The following is a 26429-nucleotide window of genomic DNA, read 5'->3' as shown; positions in this document are numbered from 1 at the left end:
TCGGCGGCGGCGCCTGGGCGCGACAGGACAGTTGTCAGCGCCGCCACCGACCGGAAATCTGGGGCCCCCGCTCAGGGGGGCGACGGGTCAGACCTGCTGGCCGGAGAGGCGCTCGACAGCGCGCAGCAGGGCCGAGTGGTCCAGGCCGCCGTCACCCTGGGCGCGCAGCGAGGCCACGAGCTGGGCGACGACCGCGCCGACCGGGAGGGCCGCACCGACGTTGCGGGCGGCGTCGGTGACGATGCCCATGTCCTTGTGGTGCAGGTCGATCCGGAAGCCGGGCTTGAAGTCCCGGTTCAGGAAGTTGTCCTTCTTGCGGGTCAGCACGGTCGAGCCGGCCAGACCGCCGTTGAGGACGTCGAGGGCGGCCTGGAGGTCCACACCGGACTTCTCCAGGAAGACCACGGCCTCGGCGCAGGCCTGGATGTTGACCGCGACGATCAGCTGGTTGGCGGCCTTCACCGTCTGGCCGGAGCCGTGCGGGCCGCACAGGACGATGGTCTTGCCGAGGGCCTCCAGGACGGGAAGCGCCTCGTCGAAGTCGGCCTTCTCGCCACCGACCATGATCGAGAGCACGGCCTCGATGGCGCCGGCCTCGCCGCCGGAGACGGGCGCGTCGATGACGCGGATCCCCTTCTCCTTGGCGTTCTTCGCCAGGTCGACCGAGGTCTGCGGGGTGATCGACGACATGTCGACGATCAGCGCGCCCTGCTTGGCGTTCTCCAGGATGCCCGCGGGGCCGTAGGAGATGGCCTCGACCTGCGGGGAGGCGGGCACCATCGTGACGATGACGTCGGCGTCCTTGACGGCCTCGGCGATCGACGCGGCGGAGGTGCCGCCGGCCGCCGTGAGGCGGTCCAGCTTGTCCTGCTCCAGGGTGAAGCCGGTGACCGAGTAGCCGGCCTTGATCAGGTTCTCGGACATGGGGGAGCCCATGATGCCGAGACCGATCCAAGCGATCTTGGGGAGGTTGCTCATGAGGGTGCCTCTCGAAAACTGGTGGTACGGGGGAGGGTCGCGGGGCGGCCGGTCAGCTGGCGGGGCGGGCCTCGGCCGGGAGCCACTCGAAGGACGCGGCGGCGTCGGCGGCCTTGTACTCCAGGCCGATCCAGCCCTCGTAGCCGGCCTTCTTCAGCTCGTCGAGGAGCTGCTCCAGGGGCAGGTCGCCGGTGCCCGGCGCGCCGCGGCCCGGGTTGTCGGCGATCTGGACGTGGCCGGTCTTCGCCGCGTACTCGGCGATGACCTGGCTGACGTTCTCGCCGTTCATCGACAGGTGGTAGATGTCGAGGAGGAACTTGGCGTTGCCGAGTCCGGTCGCCGCGTTGACCTTGTCGATCACCTCGATGGCGGAGGGGGCGCTCACCAGCGGGTAGAGCGGCGACTCCGGCTTGTTGAGGGTCTCGACGAGGAGGATCGCGCCGATCCGGTCGGCCGCGCGGGCGGCCAGGGCCAGGTTCTCCAGGGCGAGGGCGTCCTGGATCTGCGGGTCGACGCCCTCGACGCGGTTGCCGTAGAGCGCGTTGAGCGCCTTGCAGCCGACCGAGGCGGCGAAGTCGGCCGCCACCTCGATGTTGGCGCGGAAGCGGTCCGACTCGTCCCCGGGTACGGAGAGGGCTCCGCGGTCCGGGCCGGGGAGCTGCCCGGCGTAGAAGTTCAGGCCCACCAGCTGGGTGCCGGCGTCCTCAAGAGCCTTCTTGAGGGCGTCGAGCTCGTTCTGCTCGGGGGTGGCGGTGTCGATCCAGGGCCACCACAGCTCGACCGCGGTGAAGCCCGCCGCGGCGGCGGCCGCGGGGCGCTCCAGGAGCGGGAGTTCCGTGAAGAGGATCGACAGGTTCACATCGAAGCGCTGGTCCGTGAATCCCATGAGGGGCGGCGCTCCTTCCGTATCGCGGAAGTAAGTTTCTGTCTGACGGAATGTTGCAAGGTTGCCGACACACTTGTCAAGAGGTCCCCGCAGGTCCGGGGCTCCCGTAGGCCGGAGCGGGGCCGTAGCGTGGGGCCATGGTGCGTTTGAGAGTGGAGTTCACGACCGAGCCGTTCGACCTCGACGAGGCGCCGGCGCACGCGGTCGTGGCTCGTGAGGTCATCCAGTCGGCCGAACTGGACGCGGTCGACGTCGGCCCCTTCGGGAACACGGCGGAAGGCGGTGCCGACGAGGTGCTGACCGCCGTCGACGCGCTGCTGCGCAAGTCGCTGGCGGCCGGCGCCACCCGCGTCTCCCTCCAGGTCAATGTGCTCGGGGAGGACGGGAAGTGAGCGAGCGCCCGCTGGTCGCCGAGACGGCCGAGCATCCCCTGATCGTCGCGGTGAAGCCCCTGGTCGACGCCATGGGCGCCGAGCTGCTCGTCCCCGCGCAGGCGGAGGCCGACGATGTCGTCCTGTCCTGGGAGGGGGAGGACGTGCTCGCCGTGCGGCTGCCCCAGCTGTCCGAATCCCTCGATCACATCCTCGCGGCGATGGAGCGGCGGCACGGGATGCCACTGGCCGAACTGGACCGCAAGTCCAAGCAGGAGGCCGTCCGGCTCCTGGAGGCCCGGGGGGCCTTCGCCGTACGCCATGGAGTGGAGACGGTGGCGGGTGCACTGGGTGTCAGCCGCTTCACCGTGTACAACTACCTGAACAGGGAGACCGCCCTGAGCAGGGAAAAGGCGGCCAAGGGCGAGTAGTTGATCATGTGTGGCCACAAGCCGTCGTCCGTATGTCGGGACGACGGCTTTTGCATGGCCGAGATTTCAACAAAGTGTTGACGTGATGTTGCGGAGGGCGTTAGCTATCCGCAGCCCGTCCGACGCACAGCGAAAAACAGCCACGGAGGCTTCCCGTGACTTCAGGTACGACACCGGGCCTCACCCGGTTCAACACCTCGGCGGACAGCGAGGCCCTCGCCGCGCTCCACGAGGTGTGTTCCAGTTCGGCGTGGGGGAGCAAGATCCTCGCCCAGCGCCCGTACACCACCGCCGACGCTCTCTTCCTCGCCAGCGACGCCGCCATGGCCGAGCTGACCGCCGAGGACCTTGCCGAGGCGATGGCGGGGCACCCGCCGATCGGTCGTCCGAAGGCCGGGGACCCGACCTCCTCCCGCGAACAGAGCGGGATGGCCGGCGCCTCCGCGGAGCTCAAGACCGAGATGCTCGAACTCAACCTGGCCTACCAGGACAGGTTCGGACACGTCTTCCTCATCTGCGCCACCGGCCTGACCGGCGAGCAGATGCGCGACGCGCTCCGGCAGCGGATCGGCAACTCGTCCGAGGAGGAGCGGGAGATCGTCCGCACCGAACTGGGCAAGATCAACCGCATCCGGCTGACCCGTCTCGTAGAGACCTCCGAGGAAGAGAGCTCCGCATGAGCACCGACACCACGGCCTCGGTGTCCACCCACATCCTGGACACCAGCATCGGCCGCCCCGCCGAGGGCGTGGCCATCACGCTCGCGGCCCGCAGCGGCTCCGACGCCGAATGGGTCGCGCTCGGCGGCTCCGCCACCGACGCGGACGGACGATGCAAGGACCTGCCGGCGCTGCCGGAGGGCACCACCCACGTCCGTCTCGACTTCGAAGTCGAGACGTACTTCTCCAAGAAGCAAGCCGAGGCGCAGCAGGACGCCCCCCGCGTAAGGGACAGCGGTGCGTTCTTCCCGGAGGTGGCGATCACGTTCGCCGTCACCCCGGGCGAGCACTATCACGTACCGCTGCTGCTCAACCCGTTCGGCTACTCCGTATACCGAGGGAGCTAGCAGACATGCCCACGATTCTCGGCCAGAACCAGTACGGCAAAGCAGAGAACCGCGTCGTCAAGATCACGCGGGACGGCGACACCCACCACATCAAGGACCTGAACGTCTCCGTCGCCCTCTCCGGCGACCTCGACGACGTCCACCTCACCGGCTCGAACGCCAACTGCCTCCCCACCGACACGACGAAGAACACCGTCTTCGCGTTCGCCAAGGAGTACGGCATCGAGTCCGCCGAGCAGTTCGGCATCCACCTCGCCCGCCACTTCGTGACGAGCCAGGAGCCGATCAAGAAGGCGCGCATCCGGATCGAGGAGTACTCCTGGGAGCGCATCGCCTCCTCCGATGCCAACTCCAAGTTCATCGGGGCCGAAGAGGTCAACCACTCCTTCGCCCGCAAGGGCCAGGAGACCCGCGTCACCCAGATCACCTACGACGGCAAGAACTGGGAGGTCATCTCCGGCCTCAAGGACCTTGTCGTCATGAACTCCACCAACTCGGAGTTCTGGGGCTACATCAAGGACCAGTACACGACGCTCCAGGAGGCGTACGACCGCATCCTGGCCACCCAGGTGTCCGCCCGCTGGCGGTTCAACTGGACCGATGACGACCAGCGCATGCCCAACTGGGAGCGGTCCTACGAGCAGACCAAGAAGCACATGCTCGAAGCCTTCTCGGAGACGTACTCGTACTCGCTCCAGCAGACGCTGTACCAGATGGCCACGCGCATCATCAACCACCGTTCGGAGATCGACGAAGTCCGCTTCTCGCTCCCGAACAAGCACCACTTCCTGGTCGACCTCGAACCCTTCGGCCTCAAGAACGACAACGAGGTCTACTACGCCGCCGACCGCATGTACGGCCTCATCGAGGCCACCGTCCTCCGCGACGGAGCCACGGCGCAGATCCCGGTCGACATGACCAACCTCTAAGCGGCGTCCGAGTGACCGGCCCCCGCCCGCCCGCAGTCGGGCGGGGGCCGCGCCGGACCGGAGGGATTCTCATGGCACAGCCCGCAACGGGGCCGGCGCACGCCGAAGGCCCGTGTTCCACCCCGCCGGACACCATCCAGCAGGTCCATCCGGTGGACGAAAAGCTTCCTGCCTCGCGGCTCGTCCCCGCGGCACTCCAGCACATCGCCGCCATGTACGCCGGCGTGGTCACCCCTCCGCTCATCATCGGCCAGGCCGTCGGCCTGGACGCGGCCGGGATGACCCGGCTCATCGCCGCCAGTCTGCTCATCGCCGGCTGCGCGACGATCCTGCAGACCCTCGGCATCCGCCGCTTCGCCGGCAACCGGCTGCCGTTCGTCAACGCCGCCTCCTCCGCCGGAATCGCGCCGATGCTCGCCATCGCCGAGACCAGCGCCCCGGGCCACCAACTCCCCGCCATCTACGGCGCGGTGATGGTCGCCGGAGTCTTCTGCCTCGCCGTCGGACCCTTCTTCGGCCGGCTCCTGCGCTTCTTCCCGCCGCTCGTCACCGGCGTCGTGATCACCCTCATCGGGGTCACCCTGATGCCCGTGCCCGTCGGCTGGGCACAGGGCGGCGACAAGACCGCCGCCGACTTCGGCGCCATGAAGTACCTGGCACTCGCCGGTTTCACCCTGGTCGTCATCCTGCTCTTCCAGCGCTTCGGCAAGGGCTTCGTCAAGCAGATCGCCCTGCTGCTCGGCCTCTTCATCGGCACCCTCGCCGCGATCCCCTTCGGGATGGCCGACTTCACCGCCCTGCGCGAGGCGCCCGTAGCGGCCCTGCCCGCCCCCTTCGCCTTCGGCGCCCCCGAGTTCCAGCCCGCCGCGATCCTCTCCCTGTGCATCGTGATGCTGGTCCTCATGACCGAGTCCAGTGCCGGCATGCTCGCCCTCGGCGAGATCTGCGAGCGGCGCAGCGACGGCCGCATCATCACCCGCGGGCTGCGCACCGACGGCATCGCCACCCTGATCGGCCCCGTCTTCGGCGGCTTCCCGACCTCGGCCTTCGCCCAGAACGTCGGCGTCGTCTCGCTGACCCGGGTGCGCTCCCGGTACGTGGTCGCCGTCGCCGGCGGCGCCCTGCTGGTCCTCGGCGCCTTCCCGGTCCTCGGCGCGGTCGTCTCGATGGTCCCGATGCCCGTCCTCGGCGGCGCCGGCATCGTCCTGTTCGGCTCGATCGCGGTCAGCGGCATCCGCACCCTGTCGGAAGCCGGCCTCGACGACAGCTCCAACATCATCCTGGTGGCCGTCGCGCTCGGAGCGGGCATCATCCCGCTCGCCGCGCCCACCTTCTACGCCGAGTTCCCCGCCTGGGCGCAGACCGTGCTCGGCTCCGGCATCAGCGCGGGCGCGCTCGTCGCCGTCCTGCTGAACCTGTTCTTCCACCATCTCGGCACCCGGAGCCGTCACGCGGCCCCGGCACTCAAATCCTCCTAGGGTCCTGCCGTGCCCACACCACCCCAGAGGAACGAAGGAACCACCGCCATGGCAGCACCTGCGGCAGCCCAGCGCATCGTCATCGAGAACGCGGCGATCGCGACCGTCGACGCGAACGACACCGAGTACGCCTCCGGCTACCTCGTCGTCGCGGACAACAAGATCGAGTCCATCGGTGCCGGCAAGGCTCCCGAGGGACTGGAGAACGTGGTCCGGCGCATCGACGCCACCGGTCACCTCGTCACGCCCGGTCTCGTCAACACCCACCACCACTTCTACCAGTGGATCACCCGGGGCCTGGCGACCGACCACAACCTCTTCAACTGGCTGGTCGCGCTCTACCCGACCTGGTCGCGGATCGACGAGTCGATGGTGCGCGTGGCCGCGCAGGGCTCCCTGGCGATGATGGCCCGCGGCGGTGTCACCACCGCCATGGACCACCACTACGTCTACCCGAAGAACTCCGGCGACCTGTCCGGCGCCATCATCGGTGCCGCCTCCGACATGGGCGTCCGCTTCACCCTCGCCCGCGGCTCGATGGACATGAGCGAGAAGGACGGCTTCCTGCCGCCCGACTTCGCCGTCGAGACCACCGAGGGCGCGCTCGCCGCCACGGAGGAGACCGTCAAGAAGTTCCACGACGCCTCCTTCGACGCGATGACCCAGGTCGCCGTCGCCCCCTGCTCCCCGTTCTCCATCTCCACCCAGCTCCTCAAGCAGGGTGCCGAGCTGGCCCGCCGGCTCGGGGTGCGCATGCACACCCACGGCTCGGAGACCGTGGAGGAGGAGAAGTTCTGCCACGAGCTGTTCGGGATGGGACCGACGGACTACTTCGAGTCCACCGGCTTCCTCGGCGAGGACGTGTGGATGGCGCACTGCGTCCACATGAACGACTCCGACATCGCGGCCTTCGCCCGCACCGGTACGGGTGTGGCGCACTGCCCGTCCTCCAACGCGCGCCTCGCCGCCGGCATCGCCCGCGTACCCGACATGCTGAAGGCGGGCGTGCCGGTCGGCCTCGGTGTCGACGGCACCGCGTCCAACGAGTCCGGCGAGCTCCACACCGAGCTGCGCAACGCGCTCCTCATCAACCGCCTCGGCGCCCACCGCGAGGCCGCGCTCAACGCCCGCCAGGCCCTGCGCCTCGGCACCTACGGCGGTGCGCAGGTCCTCGGCCGCGCCGACAACATCGGCTCCCTCGAAGCCGGCAAGCTCGCCGACTTCGTCCTCTGGAAGATCGACGGCCTCGGCCACTCCTCGATCGCCGACCCGGTCACCGCGATCGTCTTCGGCGCCGCGGCCCCGGTCACCGCCTCCTTCGTCAACGGCAAGCAGATCGTCGAGAACAACCGACTGCTGTTCGCCGACGAGGAGCAGATCGCGCGCGACGCGCGCGCGGAGGCCCAGCGTCTGGCCCGCATCGCGGCCCAGGGCTGACCCTCCCCATGGAGTCCGACCGAGGGGGACGGCCCTCGGTCGGTCGCCGCGGACCCGAGCGGGGTCCGCGGCAGCCCGACCGGGAGGTGCCTGCGCAGAAGACGTACGGCACCTCCCGGAACGGTGATGTCCGCCCGCCCCCCACCGGGCACCCCGATCCCGCGTCGCGGACTCCCCACGCGCGCACCGCAGCACCGCAGCGCCCCTGCACCGCAGCACCGCACCACCCCGCAACGAGCCGCACCTCCTGCACCCGCACCGCTTGCACCACCTCCCTGAACCCCGCGTCACCGCCGACGTGTAACCGACCGGAGGAACCGCCGTGGCCGCCAAGCCCCAGGTTCGCAATGCACAAGACGCAGGCTCCGCCCCCGACGACCGCGAGACGCATCCGGTCGACGAGACGCTGCCCCCACTGAAGATGGTCACCAGCGGCCTCCAGCACGTGGCCGCCATGTACGCGGGCGTCGTGGCCCCGCCCCTGATCGTCGGAGCGGCCGTCGGCCTCTCCGGTACCGAACTCACCTTCCTGACCGGCGCCAGCCTGTTCACCGCGGGTCTCGCCACCTTCCTCCAGACGCTCGGGGTCTGGAAGATCGGTGCCCGGCTCCCGTTCGTCAACGGCGTCACCTTCGCCGGCGTCGCACCGATGCTCGCCATCGTCGACACCACCGACGACAAGGCCGACGCGCTCCCCGTGATCTTCGGCGCGATCATCGTCGCCGGACTCCTCGGATTCCTCGCCGCCCCCTGGTTCTCCCGGCTGGTGCGGTTCTTCCCGCCGGTCGTCACCGGCACCGTGATCACCCTCATCGGCGTCTCCCTCCTCCCGGTCGCCTTCGGCTGGGCCCAGGGGCCCAACCCCGCCGCCGAGGACTACGGTTCGACCACGTTCCTCTCGCTGGCCGGCATCACGCTCGTCGTCGTCCTGCTGCTCCGCCGCTTCACCCGCGGCTTCCTCAAGCAGATCGCCGTCCTCGTCGGCCTCGTCATCGGCACCCTCATCGCCATACCGTTCGGCGTCACCGACTTCTCCCCGGTGACCGAGGCGGACATCGTCGGCTTCCCGACGCCGTTCCACTTCGGCGGCCCGCAGTTCGCCCTCGCCGCGATCATCTCCATGTGTGTGGTCATGCTGGTCTCCATGACCGAGTCGACCGCCGACATGCTGGCGCTCGGCGAGATCGTCGACCGGCCCGCCGACGAGAAGACCATCGCCGCCGGACTGCGCGCCGACACCCTCGGCTCCGCGATCAGCCCGCTCTTCAACGGCTTCATGTGCAGTGCCTTCGCCCAGAACATCGGCCTGGTCGCCATGACCCGGATCCGCAGCCGCTTCGTCGTCGCCTGCGGCGGTGGCTTCCTGGTCCTGATGGGCCTCTCGCCGGTCGCCGCCTCGCTCATCTCGGTCGTCCCCCGGCCGGTCCTCGGCGGCGCGGGCGTCGTCCTCTTCGGCTCGGTCGCCGCCAGCGGCATCCAGACCCTGGTCAAGGCCGGTCTGGAGAAGGACAACAACGTGCTGATCGTGGCCGTCTCGCTGGCCGTCGGCATCATCCCGATCACCGCGCCGGAGTTCTACCACGCCTTCCCGGAGACGGCGAAGATCATCCTGGACTCGGGCATCTCGACCGGCTGCGTCGCGGCGGTCCTGCTCAACGTGGTCTTCAACCACCTGGGCAAGGGCCGGGACGACGACGAGGTCACCGCGCCGATGGAGCCCGGCGACGAGATCTCCGGCAGCCACACGGTGAAGGCGGCGCACGTCCACTGAACCCGCCCGTAGCCACACCGTCAGCCCCGGTCCCCGCGCCCGCCGCGGGGCCCGGGGCCGTGGTGCTGATCAACCCCAACACCTCCACCGCCACGACCGCGATGATGGCCGCCCTCGCCCGGCGCGCCCTGGGCGACGCCTTGCCTGTACGCGGCGTGACCGTGCGCCGCGGCCCGCGCATGCTCACCGACCCGGCCGCGCTGCGCGCCGCAGCCCCGGAGGTCCTTGCCGCGGGCCTCCGCGCCACGGCCGCCGGCGACTGCGCGGCGCTCCTCGTCGGCGCCTTCGGCGACCCGGGAGCGGCGGAGCTGCGCGCGGCGACAGGGGTGCCCGTGGTGGGGCTGGGCGAGGCGGCCCTCAGGGAGGCGGCCGTCGGCGGCACCCCCTTCGGCATCGCCACCACGACGCCGCTCCTGGCCGAGGCCATCGCCGCCCAGGTGACGGCCCTGGGCCTCGCCGACCGGTACACGGGCCTCCGCCTGACGACAGGCAGCCCCGAACACCTCTCCGCCGACCCGCAGTTGCTCCTCGACGAACTGGGGCGCGCGGTCCGCGCCTGCGTGGAACGGGACGGGGCACGGGCGGTCGTCATCGGCGGCGGCCCACTGGGCGAGGCGGCGCAGGCCCTCCGCACCCGGTGCGCGGTCAGGATCGTGGAGCCGGTCCCGGCGGCGTGCCGGGCGATCGTGCGCTCGCTGTGGCGGTGACGGCCGACGGGCGGCCCACCCGGACTCCGGTGACGGGGCCGGCACCCGGCCGCGCGCCCGCTCACCGCTCCACCGCGATCCGGCGACGACACTCCTCGGTCAGCGCCGGATACACGGCGCCGATCGCCTCGTACAGCCGTCGCCGCAGCAGCCGCTCCGCCTCGCCGCGCCCGGTCTCCCCGTACAGACCGTCGAGCAGCACCTCGTACCGTGCGAGGGCGTGCCGGAGGTAGCTCACCTGCCACCGTACGAGCGCGCCGGCCGGAGCCCCGTCTCCCGGTGACGTCCCGGGACTCCGCGCCCCCAGGAGCTGCCGGTGCCGGACCGCCCGCCGTTCCAGCTCGGGGCCGGGGAGCCGGGGCACCTCGATCGGTTCCGCGCGGATCGCGGCCAGGACGGCGGCCCGGCGCCGCTCGGCGTAGGCCGTGGCGGCGGAGGAACGGGCCGGCGAGAGCACCGACGTCTCGGCGAACTCGGGTGTCCGCTCGACGGTTTCGACCCGCGCCAGGAGGTAGAGGCGCAGGGGCGCGAGGGACCAGCGGCGCGGGTCGCGGCCCTGCACATCGGGCGTGCCGAGCAGGTCCCGCACCATCGTGTCGGTCCAGCCGCGTCGGCGTACCCCGGCGTGGCTCACATAGGTCGTACGGTCCGTCATGATTCCCCCAGATTCGACTACGGAGAGTGATGTTCCCAGTGAAGCGCACGCCACTGACAACGCCCCCTTGCCGAGGTCGGTCCGACTGTGCGATATAGGTCTGGACCTTTCCGACGGAAGGAGGCCGGCCCGTGCAACGCCCGCTAGCCGCAAGCCTGTTGACTGCCCTCGCGCTTCCCCTCGCCCTGACTCTCACCCTCACGGGGTGCGCGGGCGCCGCCGCTCCCGAGGCCAAGGACACCCGCGCCCCCACCACCCCCACCGGAGTCACCGCCACCGCCGGCAGCGCCGGCACGGTCCACGTCATGTGGAGCGCGGCCACCGACGACCGGGCCGTCACCGGGTACGCGGTCTACAGCGAGGGCCGCAGGATCAAGGACCTCCCGGCCACCACCCTGATGACCGACGTGGTCGGACTCGCCCCCGCCACCCGCCACCGCTTCACGGTCCGGGCCCGCGACGCCGCCGGCAACGTCTCGGCGCCGAGCACCACCGTCACCGCGACCACCCTCCGCGCCACCGCCGAGGACCGCACGCCCCCCACCACGCCGGCCGCACTCCGCGCCACCCCCGACGGCAGCCGCGCCGTGACCCTCCGCTGGTCGGCTGCCGAGGACGACACCCGGGTCACCGCCTACGACGTGTATCAGGCCGACACCCGCATCCACACCGTGCCCGGCACCACGACCACCGCCCACGTCACCGGACTGCGCCCCGGCACCGCCTACGCGTTCACCGTCCGCGCCCGCGACGCCGCCGAGAACTCCTCACCGGACAGCGCCCCCGCCGACCTGACCACGGCCCCGTCGCCGGGCGCGCCCGCGAACACCGCCCCCACCCGCCTCACCGCGACGGCGACCAAGGGCGAGATCACCGTCGCATGGACCCCACCGGTCACGGAGGCCCCCGTCACCCACCACGAACTCCACCTCGACGGCAGGTTCGCCACCACCGTCATCTGGGGCACCACCCCACCCCCCGGCCGCGCCACCTACACCTTCCCGGTCCAGGACCCCCCGGGCACCCGCTACACCGTCACCCTCCGCGCCCAACTCCCGGACGGCACCTGGGGCGACTTCTCGGCGCCCCGGACGGTGGTGGTGCGCTGACGGAGTCGCGGATTGGCCGGAAGCGCCCCCTTTCGCCGTGCTCCGCATCCCCTCACCCTGCGAAGCAGGGGATGCAGCGGGCCGCTGGGGGGCGCCGATGTTCGAGCCGATGTCCGATCCGTCGTCAGACCGTTCGTCCGACCCGCTCTACGTGCCCGCGTTGCCCGCCCGCCGGAACGCGCTCGACGCGTACGACTCCCTTCCGCCACGGGTACGCGCGCGCGTGACGCCGCTGTGGAGCATCCCGCCACGGGTCGGGCGGGTCCGCACGAGGGGCGGGCGGCCGCCCCACCCGCTCGACCCCGACCCGGCCGCGCTCGCCGCCCGTCTGGGGGCGGTTCTGCACCGGATCGAGACCGTTCAGCGGGGTCGGCCGGCCTGGGTCGACGCCTTCCACGTCGAGGACCAGGCATGGCCCTTCGACGCACCCGGCCGGCCCGGTGCGGCACGGACCTCGCTCCGGCCGGTGACGGGCGTCGAGCGCCCCGCCGGGCAGCAGACGGCGAGCGCCGAGGCCGCCCGGGCGAGCGGCAGCGGCCTCGGCGTCCGGGTGTTCCCGACCGGGCCGTCCGACGAGAAGCTGAGGGACGAGGTCGGCCTCCTCCTGGACCGGATCGCGTTCGCGCGCTGCCCGTTGGACCTGTTGCTCGACCTCGGCGCCGTCGTCGACGAGCACTGCCCGGCGGAGAAACGGGCGCTGCGCGCCCTCGCCCTGCTCGGTCCCCTCCACCGCTGGCGGACGGTCGTCCTGCTCGCCGGTTCCTTCCCTCCCGGCTACCCCGAGGACTACGGAGCACCGCTCGCGGAGGCGCACCGATTCGACTGGGACGTCTGGCACATGCTCGTCGACGGGCCCGACCGCCCGGAGGTACGCGTCGCCTACGGCGACTACGGCGCCGACCACGCCGGGAGCGCCGACCGGCCCATGGAGGCGGCCGGAGGCTCCCCCTGGGGAGTCGTGCGCTACACCACCGAGCGCACGTTCCTCCTCGCGCGCGTGCCCACCCGGGGGCCCGACCACGCGGACGCGGTCCGCGCGCTGGTCCGGGAGATCGTGTGCGCGGAGGGCTTCCGGGGAGCCGAGTTCAGCGAGGGGGAGCGCTGGCTGGTCTCCTGCGCGGCCGGAGCGGGCAGCGCGGGGGTCGGCGGTCCCGAGGCCTGGCTGCGCTCGGGCCACGTCCAGCACATGGCCCAGGTCGTCCGGGCCCTACGGAGACGCCCGTGACAGAAGCGATTCCTCATCCCTCCGCCTGCGTCGCACGCCCGATTCGTCCTCGCCGAACTACCCTGGGAAGCGTGGCCGAGACCGTTCTCACCAACACCGGGCTCGACGGTTTCCTCGACGGAACCTCCGAGCGCCGCGACCCCGTCTTCGTGCGTGCCGCGGAAGCGGTGCTGGGACTGCTGGCCCTGCGCGGGGCCGATCGGGAGACCGGGGTGCCCGAGCCGACGCCCGGGCTCGTGCGGCAGCTTCTCGTCGAGGACCTGCCGACGTTCGTGTACGCGCCTCCAGGGGCGCTCGCCGTCTATCCGGCCGTGCTCGGACAGCTCGCGGGGCGCTTCGACGGGGGCCGGGGCGAGCAGGTCGCCGTGGCCGTCAGGGAGGCCGTCGGCGACTTCGAGCGGGCCATGACCGACCCGGGGAATCTGACCTGGCACCGGTGGTACGCCTCGCTGCTGCGGACCTGCGGCGCCGACCTCGCCGATCCCGAGGACGTACGGCGCCGGCTCGCCGCCCTCGACGGGGCGCCGCTCCCCGACGGGGTGCACCGGGCCGATCTCATGGGGCGCACGGCCCTCGCCGACGTCCTGCTCGCCGAGGCCCTCACGCGCGCGTACGTACGGGACGCCGAAGAGCCGCCCGCCGCCGGGCCGCTGCTCACCGACCACGACGTGGCGACCGGCATCGGGCAGGTGGCCGCGGCGCTCCTGGACCGGTGGACCGCCGCCGGGCTCGCCGAACAGCTCGCCGGGCCGTACGCGCGCTTCGCGCCCGGGCCCGACGCGTTCCCCCACCTCGTCCTGGCGGATGCCCTCCTCGACGAGCACCTCGACCACTACGGGGACATCGCCGTCCCCGTACCCCCGCCGCCCGCGATCGAGGCGGGGCTCGTCGAGGAGGACGCGGACACCCTCATCGCCGCCGTCGAGGAGCTGGCCGAGGAGGAGTTCGAGCCCTACGGGGGTGAGGCGCCGCATCTGCTGTACGTGGTCTACCGGCGCGGCTGCTCCGCCGAGTCCGTCGCCCGCAAGGCCGCCGAGTACGAGGACTGGGCCGTCGATCCGGCCCTGGAGGACCTGCCCGTACCGGTGCCGGACGAGGCACCCGGCCCGTACACGACCCCGCCCCTGCCGGAGCTCGTACGGCTCCTGGGAACGGACGAGCTGACCGAGGCCGACCGGGCGCGCCTCGAAGGGCCCGCCCGCGACCTCGCCGCCGCCGTCGACCGACTCGCCGCCACCGGCCTGGTCTTCCGCACCGGCGACGCCTTCGGGCTCACGCCGCGCGGTGCCGGCGTCGTGCGCTATCTGCTCGGGGTGCGCGGGATCGCCGCGCCCGACACCGCCCGGGTCAGGAGCTGGTCCGCGCCCGTCGTGGTGGCCGCCGCCGAGGGCTGGCCCGGGTGCGTCGCCGCGCGCGTGCTCGCCGAGTGGCTCCACGCGCGCGGGGACACCGCTGACGCCTGGTCCCAGCTGTTCGCCGCTCTCGGCACGGTCCATGCCGGCACCTCCGACGCCGCCGCCGTCCGGGGCCTCTTCGCCGTCCTGGACACGGCCTCCGCCCCGCCCGAGGCCCTCCGCGGAGCCCTCCGTGACCCGGTGATCGGGGCGTACGCCCATCAGGCGCTCCGCGCGCGTGGTGAGCCGTCCGATCTGATCCAGGTGGGGATCTCGGCGCGGGCGCTGTTCGTGCTCGACGCGCTGCCCGCCAAGAAGGGGCCCCTGGAGTCCCGCCGTGCCGCCTTCGACACGGCGGCGTCCGCCTGGCCCGGTGGTTCCGCCGCCCTGGTCCGGGCGATGCGGGCGGCCGACCGGCACGAGGCCGAGCGGGTCCTCGGCCCGCTCGGCCTCCTGCAGTCGGCGTGATGCTCAGCTCGCCGTGAGGTACATCCCCGACGGTCCCGACCCCGCCGTGTTCCGGCAGGTCTGGTTGCCCGTCGGACGGGCGTGGATCAGGGCCAGGCAGCGGCCGAGGGCCTGCTGGCCGTAGGCGTTGGGGTGCATGGACTCCTGGACCAGCCCCTGCGTGCTCTGGCTGTCGATCCAGCGCGCCCACTCGCTCGCGGTTCCCGACGCGGGCACGGTCGACGTCACCTGACGGCTCGCCTTCGCGCACACCTCACGCCCCTGGAGCGCGTCCCGCAGGTCCATGAACTGCACGCCCTTGGCCGCCGCGACGCCCTTCAGCCGGTTGGCGAGCTGCGGGACGAGGGAGTCGCGGGCCCAATCGGAGTCGGCGTTCCAGAAGGGGCAGCCGCCCGTGTTCGTACGGGACCAGCCGCTCTCCCCGTACCGGTTCTCGGTGGCGCGGGGGATGGGGGAGGGGTACGACTGGAGGACGATCCGGTAGTCGGACGAGCCGTATCCGGCGCCCGTCATGACGGCCCGGATCTCGTCGACCGACCGGCCGACGTCCGCCATGACGCCGTCCATCTTCGCGTCGACCTCGGCCTGCTGGTCGTCGTGGCAGTACGAGTACCAGACGATGTAGTCCTTGGCGCAGGTGGCGATGATGTCGGCGAACCCGAGGTCGTTGCCGCCGATGGAGAGCGCGATCAGTTCCACGTCGTGCGAGGCGGCCACGGCCGCGAGCTGGTCGGCCTGCGGGGCCTCGCCCTTGTAGGCCTGCCCGCCCTGCGAGGAGCGGATGACGTTGTCGGTCGTCGCGCCCGAGCAGGCCAGGTTGATCAGCGAGCTCGCGATCGGTCCCGCGCTCTTCACCTCTGCGGTGTCCGAGCGGTGACAGCCGCCCGCGGTGGTGCCGTACACCCGGGACGGGTCGTAGGCGCTGCCCGTCCAGGCCCGGTCGGTGCCGTTGCGGCTTCCCGAGTTGGTGAGGCTGTTGCCGAGCCAGCGGCCGGCCTCGCCGGAGATGTAGCTGTCGCCCATGGTGACGACGGCGGTGGGACCCGTGCCGGGGGAGGCGGGGCCTGCGGCTGAGGCTGTGGGGGCGGCGACGGAGGCGAGCCCGGCGGCGGTACACAGTGCCAGGAGTGCGCGCAGCGCACGGTGGGGGGTCGAAGGCATGGCTGTGCTCCTGCGGTACGCAGTGACGTGGGGGACAGCCGCCGGCCGGTGGCATGGCGGAATCTGTCACCCCCCGGCTTGTTACCGCTAGGTAGCTGCATATCTCGGTTCCGTCACGTCCCCTGTGGTCCCACAGGAACGGGAACAGGGCCCCGTCTCCGGTGCTGTGCGACACCGGGGACGAAGCCCTGCTCAGACGCTGTCCGACCGCTGTGCGGGCCGTCGGGTCAGCCGTTCTTCTCGGAGATCAGCCGACCAGCTGCTCGTACGCGGGCAACGTCAGGAAGTCCGCGTAGTCCGCGTCGAGGGAGACGTGCAGGAGCAGGTCGTGGGCCTGCTGCCACTTGCCGGCCGCGAAGGCCTCCTCGCCGATCTCCGCGCGGATCGCGGCCAGCTCCTCGGCGGCGACCTTGCGGGCCAGCTCCGGAGTGGCCTTCACCGTTTCTCCGGCGTGCTCGAATTCGACCCCGGCGTTGATCCACTGCCAGATCTGCGAGCGCGAGATCTCGGCGGTGGCCGCGTCCTCCATCAGGTTGAAGATGGCGACGGCGCCGAGGCCGCGCAGCCATGCCTCGATGTACCGGGTGCCGACCTGCACGGCGCTGACCAGGCCCGCGTACGTCGGCTTGGCGTCCAGCGAGTCGATCGCGATGAGGTCGCCGGGCGCGACGGACACGTCCTCGCGGAGGCGGTCCTTCTGGTTGGGCTTCTCGCCGAGGACGGCGTCGAAGGAGGCCATCGCGATCGGGACCAGGTCGGGGTGGGCGACCCAGGAGCCGTCGAAGCCGTCGCCGGCCTCGCGGTCCTTGTCGGCCTTGACCTTCTCGAACGCGACCTTGTTGACCTCGGCGTCCTTGCGGGACGGGATGAACGCCGCCATGCCGCCGATCGCGTGCGCGCCGCGCTTGTGGCAGGTGCGCACGAGGAGCTCGGTGTAGGCGCGCATGAACGGGGCCGTCATCGTGACCGCGTTGCGGTCCGGAAGGACGAACTTGGCGCCGCCGTCACGGAAGTTCTTGACGATGGAGAAGAGGTAGTCCCAGCGGCCCGCGTTCAACCCGGCTGCGTGGTCGCGGAGTTCGTAGAGGATCTCCTCCATCTCGTACGCGGCCGTGATGGTCTCGATGAGGACCGTGGCGCGGACGGTGCCCTGCGGGATGCCGACGTAGTCCTGGGCGAAGACGAAGATCTCGTTCCAGAGGCGGGCCTCAAGGTGCGATTCCGTCTTCGGAAGGTAGAAGTACGGGCCCTTGCCGAGGTCGATCAGACGCTGGGCGTTGTGGAAGAAGTACAGGCCGAAGTCGACGAGCGCGCCGGGCACGGGGCGTCCGTCGAACGTGAGGTGACGCTCCTCCAGGTGCCAGCCGCGGGGCCGCATGACGACCGTGGCCAGCTCGCCGGCGGGCTTGAGGGCGTACGACTTGCCCGAGCGCGGGTCCGTGAAGTCGATCTTCCGGCTGTACGCGTCGATCAGGTTGAGCTGGCCCAGGACCACGTTCTCCCAGGTCGGCGCGGAGGCGTCCTCGAAGTCGGCGAGCCAGACCTTCGCGCCGGAGTTGAGCGCGTTGATCGTCATCTTGCGGTCGGTCGGGCCGGTGATCTCGACGCGGCGGTCGTTCAGGGCCGCCGGGGCCGGCGCGACCTTCCAGGAGTCGTCGACGCGGATCGCCGCGGTCTCCGGCAGGAAGTCCAGGGTGGACGTACGGGCGATCTCGGCGCGACGCTCCGCTCGGCGGGCGAGGAGCTCGTCCCGGCGCGGGGTGAACCGCCGGTGCAGTTCGGCGACGAAGGCCAGGGCGGCCTCGGTGAGCACCTCTTCCTGACGCGGCAGGGGCTCGGCATCGACGACGGCCAGGGGGGACGGCGCTGGTGCGGACATGAACTGTCACTTCCTTCAGCGGACTTCACGGGCGGTGCCATGCGGCCGCCGGGCGTCGTGGGACGGCACGGAGTGCCGCAGGCGCCGAGATACGGCCGCGAGCGCCTTCTGAACGAGCAGGCGCTTCTGAACAGTGGATACTAGTTTCCTCATGGTGGAAGTTCAATGGTTTGTTGATATCGAGATTCTCCGGATCGACAGACCATGGCTCCGGGTGCCACGCCCTTCACTCCAGGTGTGCCAGGTCCGCCTCCGTGTCGATGTCGTAGGGCTCGGCCACATCCGAACAGTCCACGGGCGTGATCGCATCCCGGTGCGCCGCCAGATAGTCCCGCGCGCCCCGGTCGCCCACCGCGAGCTCGGCGATCCCCGCCCAGTGCCCCGCGCCGAACAGCACCGGATGGCCCCGCTGCCCGTCGTACGAGGCCGCCGCGAGCGAATCCCGCGAGGTGTACGCCGCCCGGACCCGGGCCACCGCCTCCGCCCCGATCCCCGGCTGGTCGACCAGGAGGACCAGCGCCGCGTCCACCCCGCGCGGGTCGGCGGCCAGCGAGGCGAGCCCCGCCCGCAGCGAGGAACCCATCCCCTCGGCCCACTCCGGGTTGTCCACGAGCACGCATCCGGGCAGCTCCGCCCGCTCCCGTACGGCATCGGCCGACGCGCCGAGGACCACGTGCACCACCTCGCACCCGGCCGCGCGCAGCACCCCCACGGCGTACTCGACGAGGGGGCGGCCGCGGTGGGGGAGCAGTGCCTTGGGCCGCCCCCCGAGCCGTCGCCCGCCCCCGGCGGCCAGCAGCAGGCCGGCGACGACGGGCGTGTGGACATCCGTTCGGTCATGCGCTGTTGTCATGGGGACTGCATACCTCATCAGGCGGAATGACACGGTCGCCTGAATTACGCGGGCGAAGGGTGGCGCGCCGGGGTGGCGAAGGAGTTAACTGACCGCGACTCACGGCGCCCGACCACCGTCCGACGGGTCGGCTCCGGGCGTGCGGTGTGTTCGGGGTACGGCGTTCTGCGCACAGTGTCGTGCGAGGGGGAGAGCCATGTTGCGAAGCGTGGGGCAGAGGCGAGTGACCGGCGAGGGCATGGACCCGAGGGTGGCCGAACTGCGGTCCGCCGTGTCCCGGCTCCGGCGTGAACTGGCGGCCCACCGCGTCGAGTTCGCCGACCGGGGCATCGCCGAGGACGAACTCGCCGCGCTCGACGCGATGGCGCTGAGCGGCGCCCCCGAGGTACGGCGGCTGCGCCGCTCGCTGCTGCTCGTCGCAGGATCGGTCGGCTCCGTCAGCGCCCTCGCGGCAGGGCTCGCCGGGGTCCGGCGGGCGGTGGAACTCTTCGGACCGCCGACACCGCCGACACCTCCGGCACCGCGCGATCCGGTCGACTGACCCCCGGACTACCGCCTGATCAGACGGCGTGCCGTCGCCGTCGCCACCGCCGCCGTGCGGGAGTCGACGCCCAGCTTCGCGAAGATGTGCACCAGATGGGACTTCACCGTCGCCTGGCTCAGGAACAGCACCTTGCTGATCTGCTGGTTCGACAGGCCCTCGCCCACCAGCTGGAGCACCTCCAGCTCGCGCTTGGTCAGGGCCTCCGCGGGGGTCCGCATCCGGTCCATCAGCCGGTGCGCCACCGCCGGGGCGAGCGCCGACTGCCCGGCCGCCGCCGTCCGGACCGCCGCCGCCAGCTCCTCCGGCGGGGCGTCCTTCAGGAGGTAGCCGGAGGCGCCCGCCTCCACCGCCGCGAGGATGTCCGCGTCCGTGTCGTACGTCGTCAGGACCAGCACCTTCGGCCCGCCGGGCGCCGCCGTGATCGCTGCCGTCGCCTCCGAGCCGTGCATCCCGGAGCCGAACTGCAGGTCCATCAGGACCACGTCCACGTCCCCGGCGGCGGCCAGCTCCACCGCGCGCTCGGCGGTCGCCGCCTCCGCGACGACGGCGAAGTCGGGCTCCGTGTCCAGGACCGCGCGCAGGCCGGCCCGTACCACCGGGTGGTCGTCGGCCAGGAGAAGGCGGATGGTGGTCATGGTTCAGACTCCAGCGGGGAGAGGGAGGGAGACGGCGACGGCCGTGCCCTGGCCGGGGGCGGACTCGACGGTGAACGTGCCGCCCAGCGACTCCGCGCGCGAGCGCATCGCCGGAAGCCCGAAGCCGCCGTCGGAGGAGGGGCGTACCGAACCGGGCTCGAAGCCCTCGCCGTCGTCGACGACGTCCAGGGTCACCGAGGCGTCCATGAACGACAGGGTGATCTCCGCCCGCGAGGCCGCCGCGTGCCGCACCGTGTTCGCGAGCGCCGACTGGGCGATACGGAGCAGCGCCACCTCGTAGGGGGTGGGCAGCTCGACGGGTGTACCGCTCACCGAGAAACGGACCCGCGGCCCGGGACCCGGCTCGTGCGAACCGGCACCGGCCCCCGGACCGTACAGACCCGCTCCCGCCCCCGGCTCGCACAGTCGCTCAAGGGCCGCCGCCAGGGAGCCGTGCTCCAGGTCCGGCGGGGACAGTGCCCGGACGAAGCGGCGCGCCTCCGCGAGGTTGTCCTGGGCCGCCTGCCGGGCCCGGTCGATGTGGTCCGAGGCCGGCGAGTCGGGCGGCAGCGACCGCTCGGCCGCCCGCAGCAGCAGCTGGATCGAGGACAGGCCCTGCGCGAGCGTGTCGTGGATCTCGCGGGCGAGCCGCTCCCGCTCGGCGAGCGTGCCCGCGTGCCGTTCCGCGGCCGCCAGCTCGGCCCGCGTCGCGATCAGCTCCTCGATGAGTCGGCGCCGCCGCTCGCTCTCCCGGTAGAGCGCCTGGTAGCCGAGGACCGTCGCCACCGCGACCGCCGCGCCGAGCAGCGGCCCGATGAACACCCCCGGATTGAGGGCGGCGCCGTGCCCCACGTACGAGAGGATCGCCGCGACCGCCGTCAGTGCCACGGCCGGCAGCGACCAGCGGGTCGGCAGCAGGTGCAGCTGGAGGAAGTAGAGCGGGAAGGCCAGCCAGAGCGCCTCCGGGGTCAGCCAGAGCAGGGCGAGCCAGGACGCCCCCAGGGCGCCCAGCCACAGGGCCGCGGCCCGCTGCGAGTCCCTGACGGACGGCAGGTACGACCCGGCCGCGTAGACCGCGCCCGTCACCACCGCGAGCACCGTCCCGGCGGCCGAGTCCGCCCGCACCGCCGCGAGCACCAGCAGTCCGGCCATCAGGAGATGGAGACAGAGGCGCAGCGCGCGCAGTGCAGGGGTGAGGGGAAGCCGGGCGGGGTGGAGAGGGGAAGGGAGATCCATGTCCCCTCCAGCCTAGACAGCGGCGGACGATCTGGACTCAACCGAAGGATTGATTCGAATGGTCGGACGGGGCCGCGCTGCTCGTTCGGGGTCGGTCCTGCCACGCACCGGAGGCCGCGGCCTCCTTCACGAACAGGGCGAAGGAGCGGGGTTGCCGGCCGAGGGCCTTCTGCACCCCGTCGGACAGGTGGCTGTCCATGTCCCGCCGGATTGGGCCGACCGCGTCGGCGTAGTCCTCGGCATCGGCCCTGGGCCGGCCCTCGGCGACCTGTTCGGCCACGAACTCCTCCGGTGACAGGGACACGTAGCGCACCGTCCGACCGGTCGCCCCGGAGATGGTGGCCACCGCGTCACCAAGGGTGAGGGCACTCGGTCCGGACAGCTCGTAGGTCTCGCCCACGTGGGTGTCCTCGACGAGCGCCGCCACCGCGACCGCGGCGATGTCCTCGGCATCGACGAAGCTCGCCGCGCCGTCACCGGCGGGCAGGCGCAGCTCACCCGCGAGCACCGAGTCGCGGAGGAATCCCTCGCTGAAGTTCTGCGCGAACCATGCGGGCCGTACGATCGTCCACTCCAGCCCGCAGTGACGCACGGCGTCCTCGCCGTCGATGTGCGTCCGGCCCGCGACGCTTTCCGGGTCGGCGTACCCGGGGACGTCGACGCCGCGGCCCGAGAGCAGCACGATGCGCCCGACCCCGAGCTCCTTCGCGCGCTCCACGAACGGGCGCGTCAGCAACTCGCCGTCCTGCGGCACGATGAAGACCTTGCTCACGCCGTGCAGGGCGGCGTCCCACGTGCTCCGGTCGGTCCAGTCGAAACGCGGCTCGGCGGAACGTGATCCGACGCGCACCGGGAGTCCCTTCGAGCCGAGTCGGGCCACGGCGCGTCCGCCGACCTTGCCCGTACCGCCAGTGATCAGAATCGGGTGTTCAGTCATGGGGCAACTCCATCCCGTCGAGGGGGACGAAGCCATGGCCGAGACACCCGGAGCGATGTCCGAGCGTCTACGTTGGAGGCGTGGACAGGTTGGGGGAACTGCTGGACGGGGTACGGGCACGCGGCGCCGTGTTCACCCGGACGGTCATGAGCCCGCCGTGGTCCCTCCGCTTCGCGACCGGCGCGGAGCTGACACTGCTCGCCGTCCTCGACGGCAAGGTCTGGATCACGCCCGCCGACGGTGAGCCGATCAACATCGGCTCCGGCGACATCGCCGTCCTCCGCGGCCCCGCCCCGTACACCGTCGCCGAGGACCCCAGCGCGTCGCCCGAGCGCGTCATCACCGCCGCGGACTACTGCGCGCGCACCGCGCGGGCGGCCGTCACCACCGAGACGGCCACCCTCGACCCGCGCACGTGCGGCGTCGCCGACACGGGGGCGGCCCATCTCGTCAGTGGCGCCTACGAGGGCCGGACCGGCCTCAGCGACCGCCTCCTGGACGCCCTGCCGGACGTACTCGTCGTCCGGGAGGACGAAGCCGACGCCACGCTCCTCGCGCTGGTCGCACGGGAGCTGCGGCGCGACCGGCCGGGCCAGCAGGCGGTCCTGGACCGCCTGCTCGACCTGATCCTCGTCTCCACCCTCCGGGCCTGGTTCGACCGTCCCCGGAACCACGCACCCGCGTGGTACCGCGCCACCGACGAGTCCGTCGTGGCGAACGCCCTGAGGCTGCTGCACGACGACCCGGCACATCCGTGGACCGTGGCGACGCTCGCAGCCGAGGTGGGCACTTCCAGGTCGGGCCTGGCCCGCCGCTTCACCCGGCACGTCGGCGAGCCCCCCATGGCGTATCTGACGATGTGGCGCGTAGCCCTGGCGGCCGACCTGCTCCGCGACACCGGGGCCACGGTGGGTTCCATCGCGCGCAAGGTGGGGTACGCCAACGCCTTCGCCCTCAGCGTCGCCTTCAAACGCCGCCGAGGCGTCACCCCCACACAGCACCGCGCGGCCGCGCAGCGCACCCGCCGGCCGAGTGACTGACCCCGGAGGGGGGCGAGCGACACAGCCCCGTCCCGGGCGAGGCGGAGAAGAGCCACCGAGGGAGCCTCGGAGCCTCTCCACCGCACATCCGTGCAGTCCGTAGCCATCCAGTGGGTCAACCGAAAGTTTGATTGCGGAGCCATCCGTGGCGCGATGCCCGGGAGCCGCCTCGCGGACCACTCTGGTCAGCATGTTCGTGGCATGGAGAGACCTCAGATTCGCCAAGGGGCGATTCGCCCTCATGGGTACCGTGATCGTGCTGATCACCCTGCTCGTGGGGCTGCTGTCCGGGCTGACCGCCGGGCTCGCGCGGGAGAACATCTCCGCGATCACCGGTCTGCCCGCCGACCGGCTGGCCTTCGCGGCGCCGCCGTCCGGGCAGTCGGTCTCCTTCACCAACTCGACGGTGACGGAGGAGCAGTGGCGCGGGTGGGCGGAGCGTCCGGGGGTGGCTTCGGCCGCGCCGCTCGGCATCCGTACGCTCAACGGCGCCGCCGGGGACCGTACCGCCGCCGTGTCCGCCTTCGGTACGGAGCCGGAGGCCGGCCTCGCACCCGTGGCGCCCGCTTCGGGCAAGGCCGTCCTCTCGGAGTCGGCCGCCGAGGAGCTGGGCGTCTCGGCCGGTGACTCCGTCCGCCTCGGCACCCTGGAGCTGACCGTCACGGCGGTCGCCGGTGACGCCTCGTACAGCCACACCCCGGTGGTGTGGACCTCCCTCGACGACTGGCAGCGGCTCGGCCACACCGGCACCACGGTGGAGGAACAGGCGACCGTCATCGCGCTCCGCGGCGGCGGGGAGACCGACTGGGCGGCCGGCGACGCGGCCGTCGGCACCGAGGCGCGGACCGTCGACGAGGCCCTCACCGCCATAGGGTCCTACCAGGCCGAGAACGGCTCGCTCCAGCTCATGCGCGGCTTCCTCTTCGCCATCTCGGCTCTCGTCATAGGGGCCTTCTTCACCGTCTGGACCATTCAGCGCAGCGGCGACGTCGCCGTACTCAAGGCGCTCGGCGCTTCGACCCGGTACCTGCTCAAGGACGCCCTCGGGCAGGCGGTGCTGATGCTCACGGCGGGCACGCTGCTCGGAACGGCGCTCGCGGTCGGCATCGGGGTGCTGGTCAGCGGCGGGAACGTGCCGTTCGTGCTGCAGCCGCTGACCGTGCTCGGGCCGGCGGCCGTGATGGTGGTACTCGGTGTGCTCGGGGCCGCGCTGTCCATTCGGCGGATCACCGCCGTCGATCCCCTCACCGCGCTCGGGAGTGCCCGATGAGTCTCGTCCTCGATGCCGTCACCCTCACCTACCCGGACGGGGACGGCCGGCTGACCGCCCTCGACGCGGTGTCCCTCGACGTCCCCGCGGGTTCCCTCACGGCCGTCGTCGGTCCCTCCGGATCCGGCAAGTCCAGCCTGCTCGCCGTCGCCGCCACCCTGGTGACCCCGGACCGGGGCCGGGTCGAGGTCGCCGGTACGGACACGGGCGCGCTGGACGCGGCCGGGCGGGCGGCACTGCGCCGGGAGCGGATCGGGATCGTGTTCCAGCAGCCCAACCTGCTGCCCTCGCTCACGGCCGCGGAACAGCTGCAGGTGATGGCGCACCTCTCGGGGCGCCCGCCGGCGTCGGCCCGGAGCCGGGCCATGGAGCTCCTCGACGCGGTGGGCCTCGCGGACCTGGCGGGGCGGCGGCCGCACCAGCTGTCCGGCGGGCAGCGGCAGCGGGTCAACATCGCGCGGGCCCTGATGAATGAGCCGGCCGTCCTCCTCGTCGACGAGCCGACGAGCGCGCTCGACCACGAGCGGGGGGCGGCGGTGATGGAGCTGCTCGCCGGGCTGACGGTGGGGCGGGGGACGGCGACGGTGCTGGTGACCCACGACCGGACGCATGTCGCTCGCGCGGCGCGGGTGGTGGAGGTGAGGGACGGCCGTCTGTCGGAACGCGCGGCCGTCTGACCACCGGCCGCCCCCGCGGGGCCGGGGCTCGGGTCACCGCCTGACGGATGCGGCGCGGTGGGTCACGGCGCCGGGGTGTTCCTCGCTGCCGCGGTGGCGTGGGCCCGGGCCCGTTCGATCTCGTTGATGTGGGTCTCCGTCCATCGCCGGAGTGCGGTGATCGGCTCGGCGAGGCTCCGGCCCAGGTCCGTCAGGTCGTACTCGACCTTGGGCGGGATGGACGGGTACACCGTGCGGGTGAGGAAGCCGTCGGCCTCAAGGCCGCGCAGGGTCTGGGTGAGCATCTTCTGTGAGACGCCCTCGATGCGTCGGCTCAAGTCGGTGTAGCGCAGGGTGCCTTCGAGGAGGGCGTCGACGACCAGGATCGTCCACTTGCCGGCGATGTGGTCGAGGACCTGGCGGGTCGGGCATTTCGCGGAGTAGGCGTCGGCCGGTAGTCCGGAGGATTCCACGACGGTCTTCATGCCGGGAGAGTAACGCACCAATAAGTGCCTTCTTCCCAATGGAGAGTGACTCTCCAATAGTTCGTGTCATGACGAACCGCAGGCTTTCCGTCGCCGACGCGATCCGCACCCGCCGCACCGTCCGCCACTACCGGCCCGACCCGATCCCTGCCGACGCCCTCACCACGCTGCTCGAACTCGCGGTCCAGGCACCCTCCAGCTGGAATCTGCAGGACCGGTCGATCGTCGTGGTCACCGACGACGAGGGCCGCGACGGACTGACCTGGGCCACCGGAGGCCAACCCCAGCCGCGGGAGGCCCCCGTGGTCCTGGTCTTCGTCGCCGAGCCGCAGTCCTGGCGTGACGATCACAGTGACGTCCACGACCGGGCCCGCCGCAACGGCGCCTGGGACGACGAGTTCATCACCATGTTCTCCGCCGCCTCGACCGCGTTTCAGGAGGACCTCGACCGGCGTGGTCTCCTGCGGGAGTACGCGGTGAAGGACGCCGTGATCGCGGCATCCTTCGTGATGCTCGCCGCGACCGAGCTGGGTCTGGCCACTTCGCCGATGAACGGCTGGGACGAGGCCGAGGTGAAGAAGGTGATCGGGATCGGCGACCGGGACGACCTGGCCATCGCCCTGCTCATGTCGGTCGGCTACCCGGCGGAGGAACGGCGCCATCCCGGCCGGCGCGCCCTGGAACGCAACGTCTTCCACGGACGCCACGGCGCGTTCTGCGGAGGGCACGGCGCGAAGGAGGGCGCCGCACGCCGGGAGTAGGCGCCTTGCGCCCACACGGCGGGGGCGGGCGGGCGCCGCTCGCGCCGTGGTGGGCGGGGGAAGCGGG

General features: G+C 72.0%; 27 protein-coding genes. 17 read left to right on the top strand and 10 right to left on the bottom strand.

Annotation, left to right across the window (positions count from 1 at the left end):
• Window positions 1-87 precede the first annotated feature (87 nt).
• Together OG259_RS09400 and OG259_RS09395 are read right to left on the bottom strand one after the other, a co-directional pair.
• On the bottom strand, window positions 88-978 hold the full coding sequence (locus OG259_RS09400) for a 2-hydroxy-3-oxopropionate reductase (protein WP_328941844.1): 891 nt from the start codon (window positions 976-978) through the stop codon (window positions 88-90).
• Between the two features lie 52 nt (window positions 979-1030).
• Window positions 1031-1864: a TIM barrel protein gene (locus OG259_RS09395; protein ID WP_328941843.1), complete on the bottom strand. Its 834-nt coding sequence runs from the start codon at window positions 1862-1864 to the stop codon at window positions 1031-1033.
• Between the two features lie 140 nt (window positions 1865-2004).
• Here OG259_RS09395 and OG259_RS09390 point away from each other — a divergent pair, with 140 nt between their 5' ends.
• The 9 genes from OG259_RS09390 to OG259_RS09350 all read left to right on the top strand — a co-directional run bounded on the left by OG259_RS09390 (window position 2005) and on the right by OG259_RS09350 (window position 10054).
• Entirely contained in the window at window positions 2005-2256 is a 252-nt protein-coding gene (locus tag OG259_RS09390) for a thiamine-binding protein (protein ID WP_328947035.1), read from the top strand.
• Between the two features lie 71 nt (window positions 2257-2327).
• Window positions 2328-2666 (top strand): helix-turn-helix domain-containing protein, encoded by a 339-nt coding sequence (locus OG259_RS09385; RefSeq protein ID WP_266900949.1) that lies wholly within the window; start codon window positions 2328-2330, stop codon window positions 2664-2666.
• Between the two features lie 155 nt (window positions 2667-2821).
• Window positions 2822-3346 carry a 2-oxo-4-hydroxy-4-carboxy-5-ureidoimidazoline decarboxylase gene (gene uraD / locus OG259_RS09380; RefSeq protein WP_328941842.1) on the top strand — a complete coding sequence of 175 codons (525 nt, stop codon included), beginning with the start codon at window positions 2822-2824 and terminating at the stop codon, window positions 3344-3346.
• Window positions 3343-3732: a hydroxyisourate hydrolase gene (uraH, locus tag OG259_RS09375; RefSeq protein WP_266898335.1), complete on the top strand. Its 390-nt coding sequence runs from the start codon at window positions 3343-3345 to the stop codon at window positions 3730-3732. Before uraD ends, uraH begins: the two co-directional genes overlap by 4 nt.
• A 5-nt stretch (window positions 3733-3737) precedes the next feature.
• Entirely contained in the window at window positions 3738-4661 is a 924-nt protein-coding gene (gene pucL / locus OG259_RS09370; protein ID WP_328941841.1) for a factor-independent urate hydroxylase, read from the top strand.
• Between the two features lie 71 nt (window positions 4662-4732).
• A complete protein-coding gene (locus OG259_RS09365) occupies window positions 4733-6139 on the top strand; it encodes a nucleobase:cation symporter-2 family protein (protein WP_328941840.1) in 1407 nt (468 codons plus the stop codon).
• Window positions 6140-6187: 48 nt separating this feature from the next.
• Complete coding sequence (locus OG259_RS09360) at window positions 6188-7576, top strand: 8-oxoguanine deaminase (RefSeq protein WP_328941839.1); 1389 nt, start codon at window positions 6188-6190, stop codon at window positions 7574-7576.
• A 421-nt stretch (window positions 7577-7997) separates the two neighbouring features.
• Window positions 7998-9347, top strand: coding sequence for a nucleobase:cation symporter-2 family protein (locus tag OG259_RS09355; RefSeq protein ID WP_328947034.1), 1350 nt, complete (start codon window positions 7998-8000; stop codon window positions 9345-9347).
• 59 nt (window positions 9348-9406) lie between these two features.
• Entirely contained in the window at window positions 9407-10054 is a 648-nt protein-coding gene (locus OG259_RS09350; RefSeq protein ID WP_328941838.1) for an aspartate/glutamate racemase family protein, read from the top strand.
• A 61-nt stretch (window positions 10055-10115) separates the two neighbouring features.
• Here OG259_RS09350 and OG259_RS09345 read toward each other — a convergent pair whose 3' ends face one another.
• Entirely contained in the window at window positions 10116-10709 is a 594-nt protein-coding gene (locus OG259_RS09345) for a hypothetical protein (RefSeq protein ID WP_328941837.1), read from the bottom strand.
• A 131-nt stretch (window positions 10710-10840) separates the two neighbouring features.
• Between OG259_RS09345 and OG259_RS09340 the strand changes: the two genes are divergently transcribed.
• The 3 genes from OG259_RS09340 (at window position 10841) to OG259_RS09330 (ending at window position 14905) form a co-directional block, all read left to right on the top strand.
• Window positions 10841-11818, top strand: a complete 978-nt coding sequence (locus tag OG259_RS09340) for a fibronectin type III domain-containing protein (RefSeq protein ID WP_328941836.1) — start codon at window positions 10841-10843, stop codon at window positions 11816-11818.
• Window positions 11819-11927: 109 nt separating this feature from the next.
• Window positions 11928-13043: a beta family protein gene (locus OG259_RS09335; RefSeq protein ID WP_328941835.1), complete on the top strand. Its 1116-nt coding sequence runs from the start codon at window positions 11928-11930 to the stop codon at window positions 13041-13043.
• Between the two features lie 71 nt (window positions 13044-13114).
• Window positions 13115-14905 (top strand): hypothetical protein, encoded by a 1791-nt coding sequence (locus tag OG259_RS09330; RefSeq protein ID WP_328941834.1) that lies wholly within the window; start codon window positions 13115-13117, stop codon window positions 14903-14905.
• A gap of 3 nt (window positions 14906-14908) precedes the next feature.
• On the opposite strand, the gene OG259_RS09325 is transcribed toward OG259_RS09330, so the two are convergent.
• The 3 genes from OG259_RS09325 to OG259_RS09315 all read right to left on the bottom strand — a co-directional run bounded on the left by OG259_RS09325 (window position 14909) and on the right by OG259_RS09315 (window position 18798).
• Entirely contained in the window at window positions 14909-16066 is a 1158-nt protein-coding gene (locus OG259_RS09325; protein ID WP_328941833.1) for a GDSL-type esterase/lipase family protein, read from the bottom strand.
• A 247-nt stretch (window positions 16067-16313) separates the two neighbouring features.
• On the bottom strand, window positions 16314-17945 hold the full coding sequence (gene aceB, locus OG259_RS09320; protein ID WP_328941832.1) for a malate synthase A: 1632 nt from the start codon (window positions 17943-17945) through the stop codon (window positions 16314-16316).
• A 226-nt stretch (window positions 17946-18171) separates the two neighbouring features.
• A complete protein-coding gene (locus OG259_RS09315) occupies window positions 18172-18798 on the bottom strand; it encodes a nucleotidyltransferase family protein (protein ID WP_328941831.1) in 627 nt (208 codons plus the stop codon).
• A gap of 196 nt (window positions 18799-18994) precedes the next feature.
• Between OG259_RS09315 and OG259_RS09310 the strand changes: the two genes are divergently transcribed.
• Window positions 18995-19339: a DUF5955 family protein gene (locus OG259_RS09310; protein WP_328941830.1), complete on the top strand. Its 345-nt coding sequence runs from the start codon at window positions 18995-18997 to the stop codon at window positions 19337-19339.
• 8 nt (window positions 19340-19347) lie between these two features.
• Here the strand turns inward: OG259_RS09310 and OG259_RS09305 are convergent, their stop codons facing one another.
• The 3 genes from OG259_RS09305 to OG259_RS09295 are packed head-to-tail and all read right to left on the bottom strand — an operon-like array spanning window position 19348 to window position 22150.
• A complete protein-coding gene (locus tag OG259_RS09305; protein ID WP_266898361.1) occupies window positions 19348-19977 on the bottom strand; it encodes a response regulator in 630 nt (209 codons plus the stop codon).
• 3 nt (window positions 19978-19980) lie between these two features.
• A complete protein-coding gene (locus OG259_RS09300) occupies window positions 19981-21213 on the bottom strand; it encodes a sensor histidine kinase (protein WP_328941829.1) in 1233 nt (410 codons plus the stop codon).
• Between the two features lie 37 nt (window positions 21214-21250).
• Complete coding sequence (locus OG259_RS09295; protein WP_328941828.1) at window positions 21251-22150, bottom strand: NAD(P)H-binding protein; 900 nt, start codon at window positions 22148-22150, stop codon at window positions 21251-21253.
• Window positions 22151-22230: 80 nt separating this feature from the next.
• Between OG259_RS09295 and OG259_RS09290 the strand changes: the two genes are divergently transcribed.
• The 3 genes from OG259_RS09290 to OG259_RS09280 all read left to right on the top strand — a co-directional run bounded on the left by OG259_RS09290 (window position 22231) and on the right by OG259_RS09280 (window position 25137).
• A complete protein-coding gene (locus OG259_RS09290) occupies window positions 22231-23190 on the top strand; it encodes an AraC family transcriptional regulator (RefSeq protein WP_328941827.1) in 960 nt (319 codons plus the stop codon).
• A 190-nt stretch (window positions 23191-23380) separates the two neighbouring features.
• Window positions 23381-24460 (top strand): ABC transporter permease, encoded by a 1080-nt coding sequence (locus OG259_RS09285; RefSeq protein WP_328941826.1) that lies wholly within the window; start codon window positions 23381-23383, stop codon window positions 24458-24460.
• Window positions 24457-25137 carry an ABC transporter ATP-binding protein gene (locus OG259_RS09280; protein WP_328941825.1) on the top strand — a complete coding sequence of 227 codons (681 nt, stop codon included), beginning with the start codon at window positions 24457-24459 and terminating at the stop codon, window positions 25135-25137. The genes OG259_RS09285 and OG259_RS09280 overlap by 4 nt, the downstream gene beginning before the upstream one ends.
• 62 nt (window positions 25138-25199) lie before the next feature.
• Here the strand turns inward: OG259_RS09280 and OG259_RS09275 are convergent, their stop codons facing one another.
• A complete protein-coding gene (locus OG259_RS09275) occupies window positions 25200-25601 on the bottom strand; it encodes a winged helix-turn-helix transcriptional regulator (protein ID WP_328941824.1) in 402 nt (133 codons plus the stop codon).
• Between the two features lie 68 nt (window positions 25602-25669).
• Between OG259_RS09275 and OG259_RS09270 the strand changes: the two genes are divergently transcribed.
• Window positions 25670-26362, top strand: coding sequence for a nitroreductase family protein (locus OG259_RS09270; RefSeq protein ID WP_328941823.1), 693 nt, complete (start codon window positions 25670-25672; stop codon window positions 26360-26362).
• Window positions 26363-26429: the final 67 nt, after the last annotated feature.

Source organism: Streptomyces sp. NBC_00250 (assembly GCF_036192275.1).
Taxonomy (GTDB): domain Bacteria; phylum Actinomycetota; class Actinomycetes; order Streptomycetales; family Streptomycetaceae; genus Streptomyces.
Note: the sequence above shows the minus strand (reverse complement) of the source record. Positions and strands in the feature narration are given on the sequence as shown.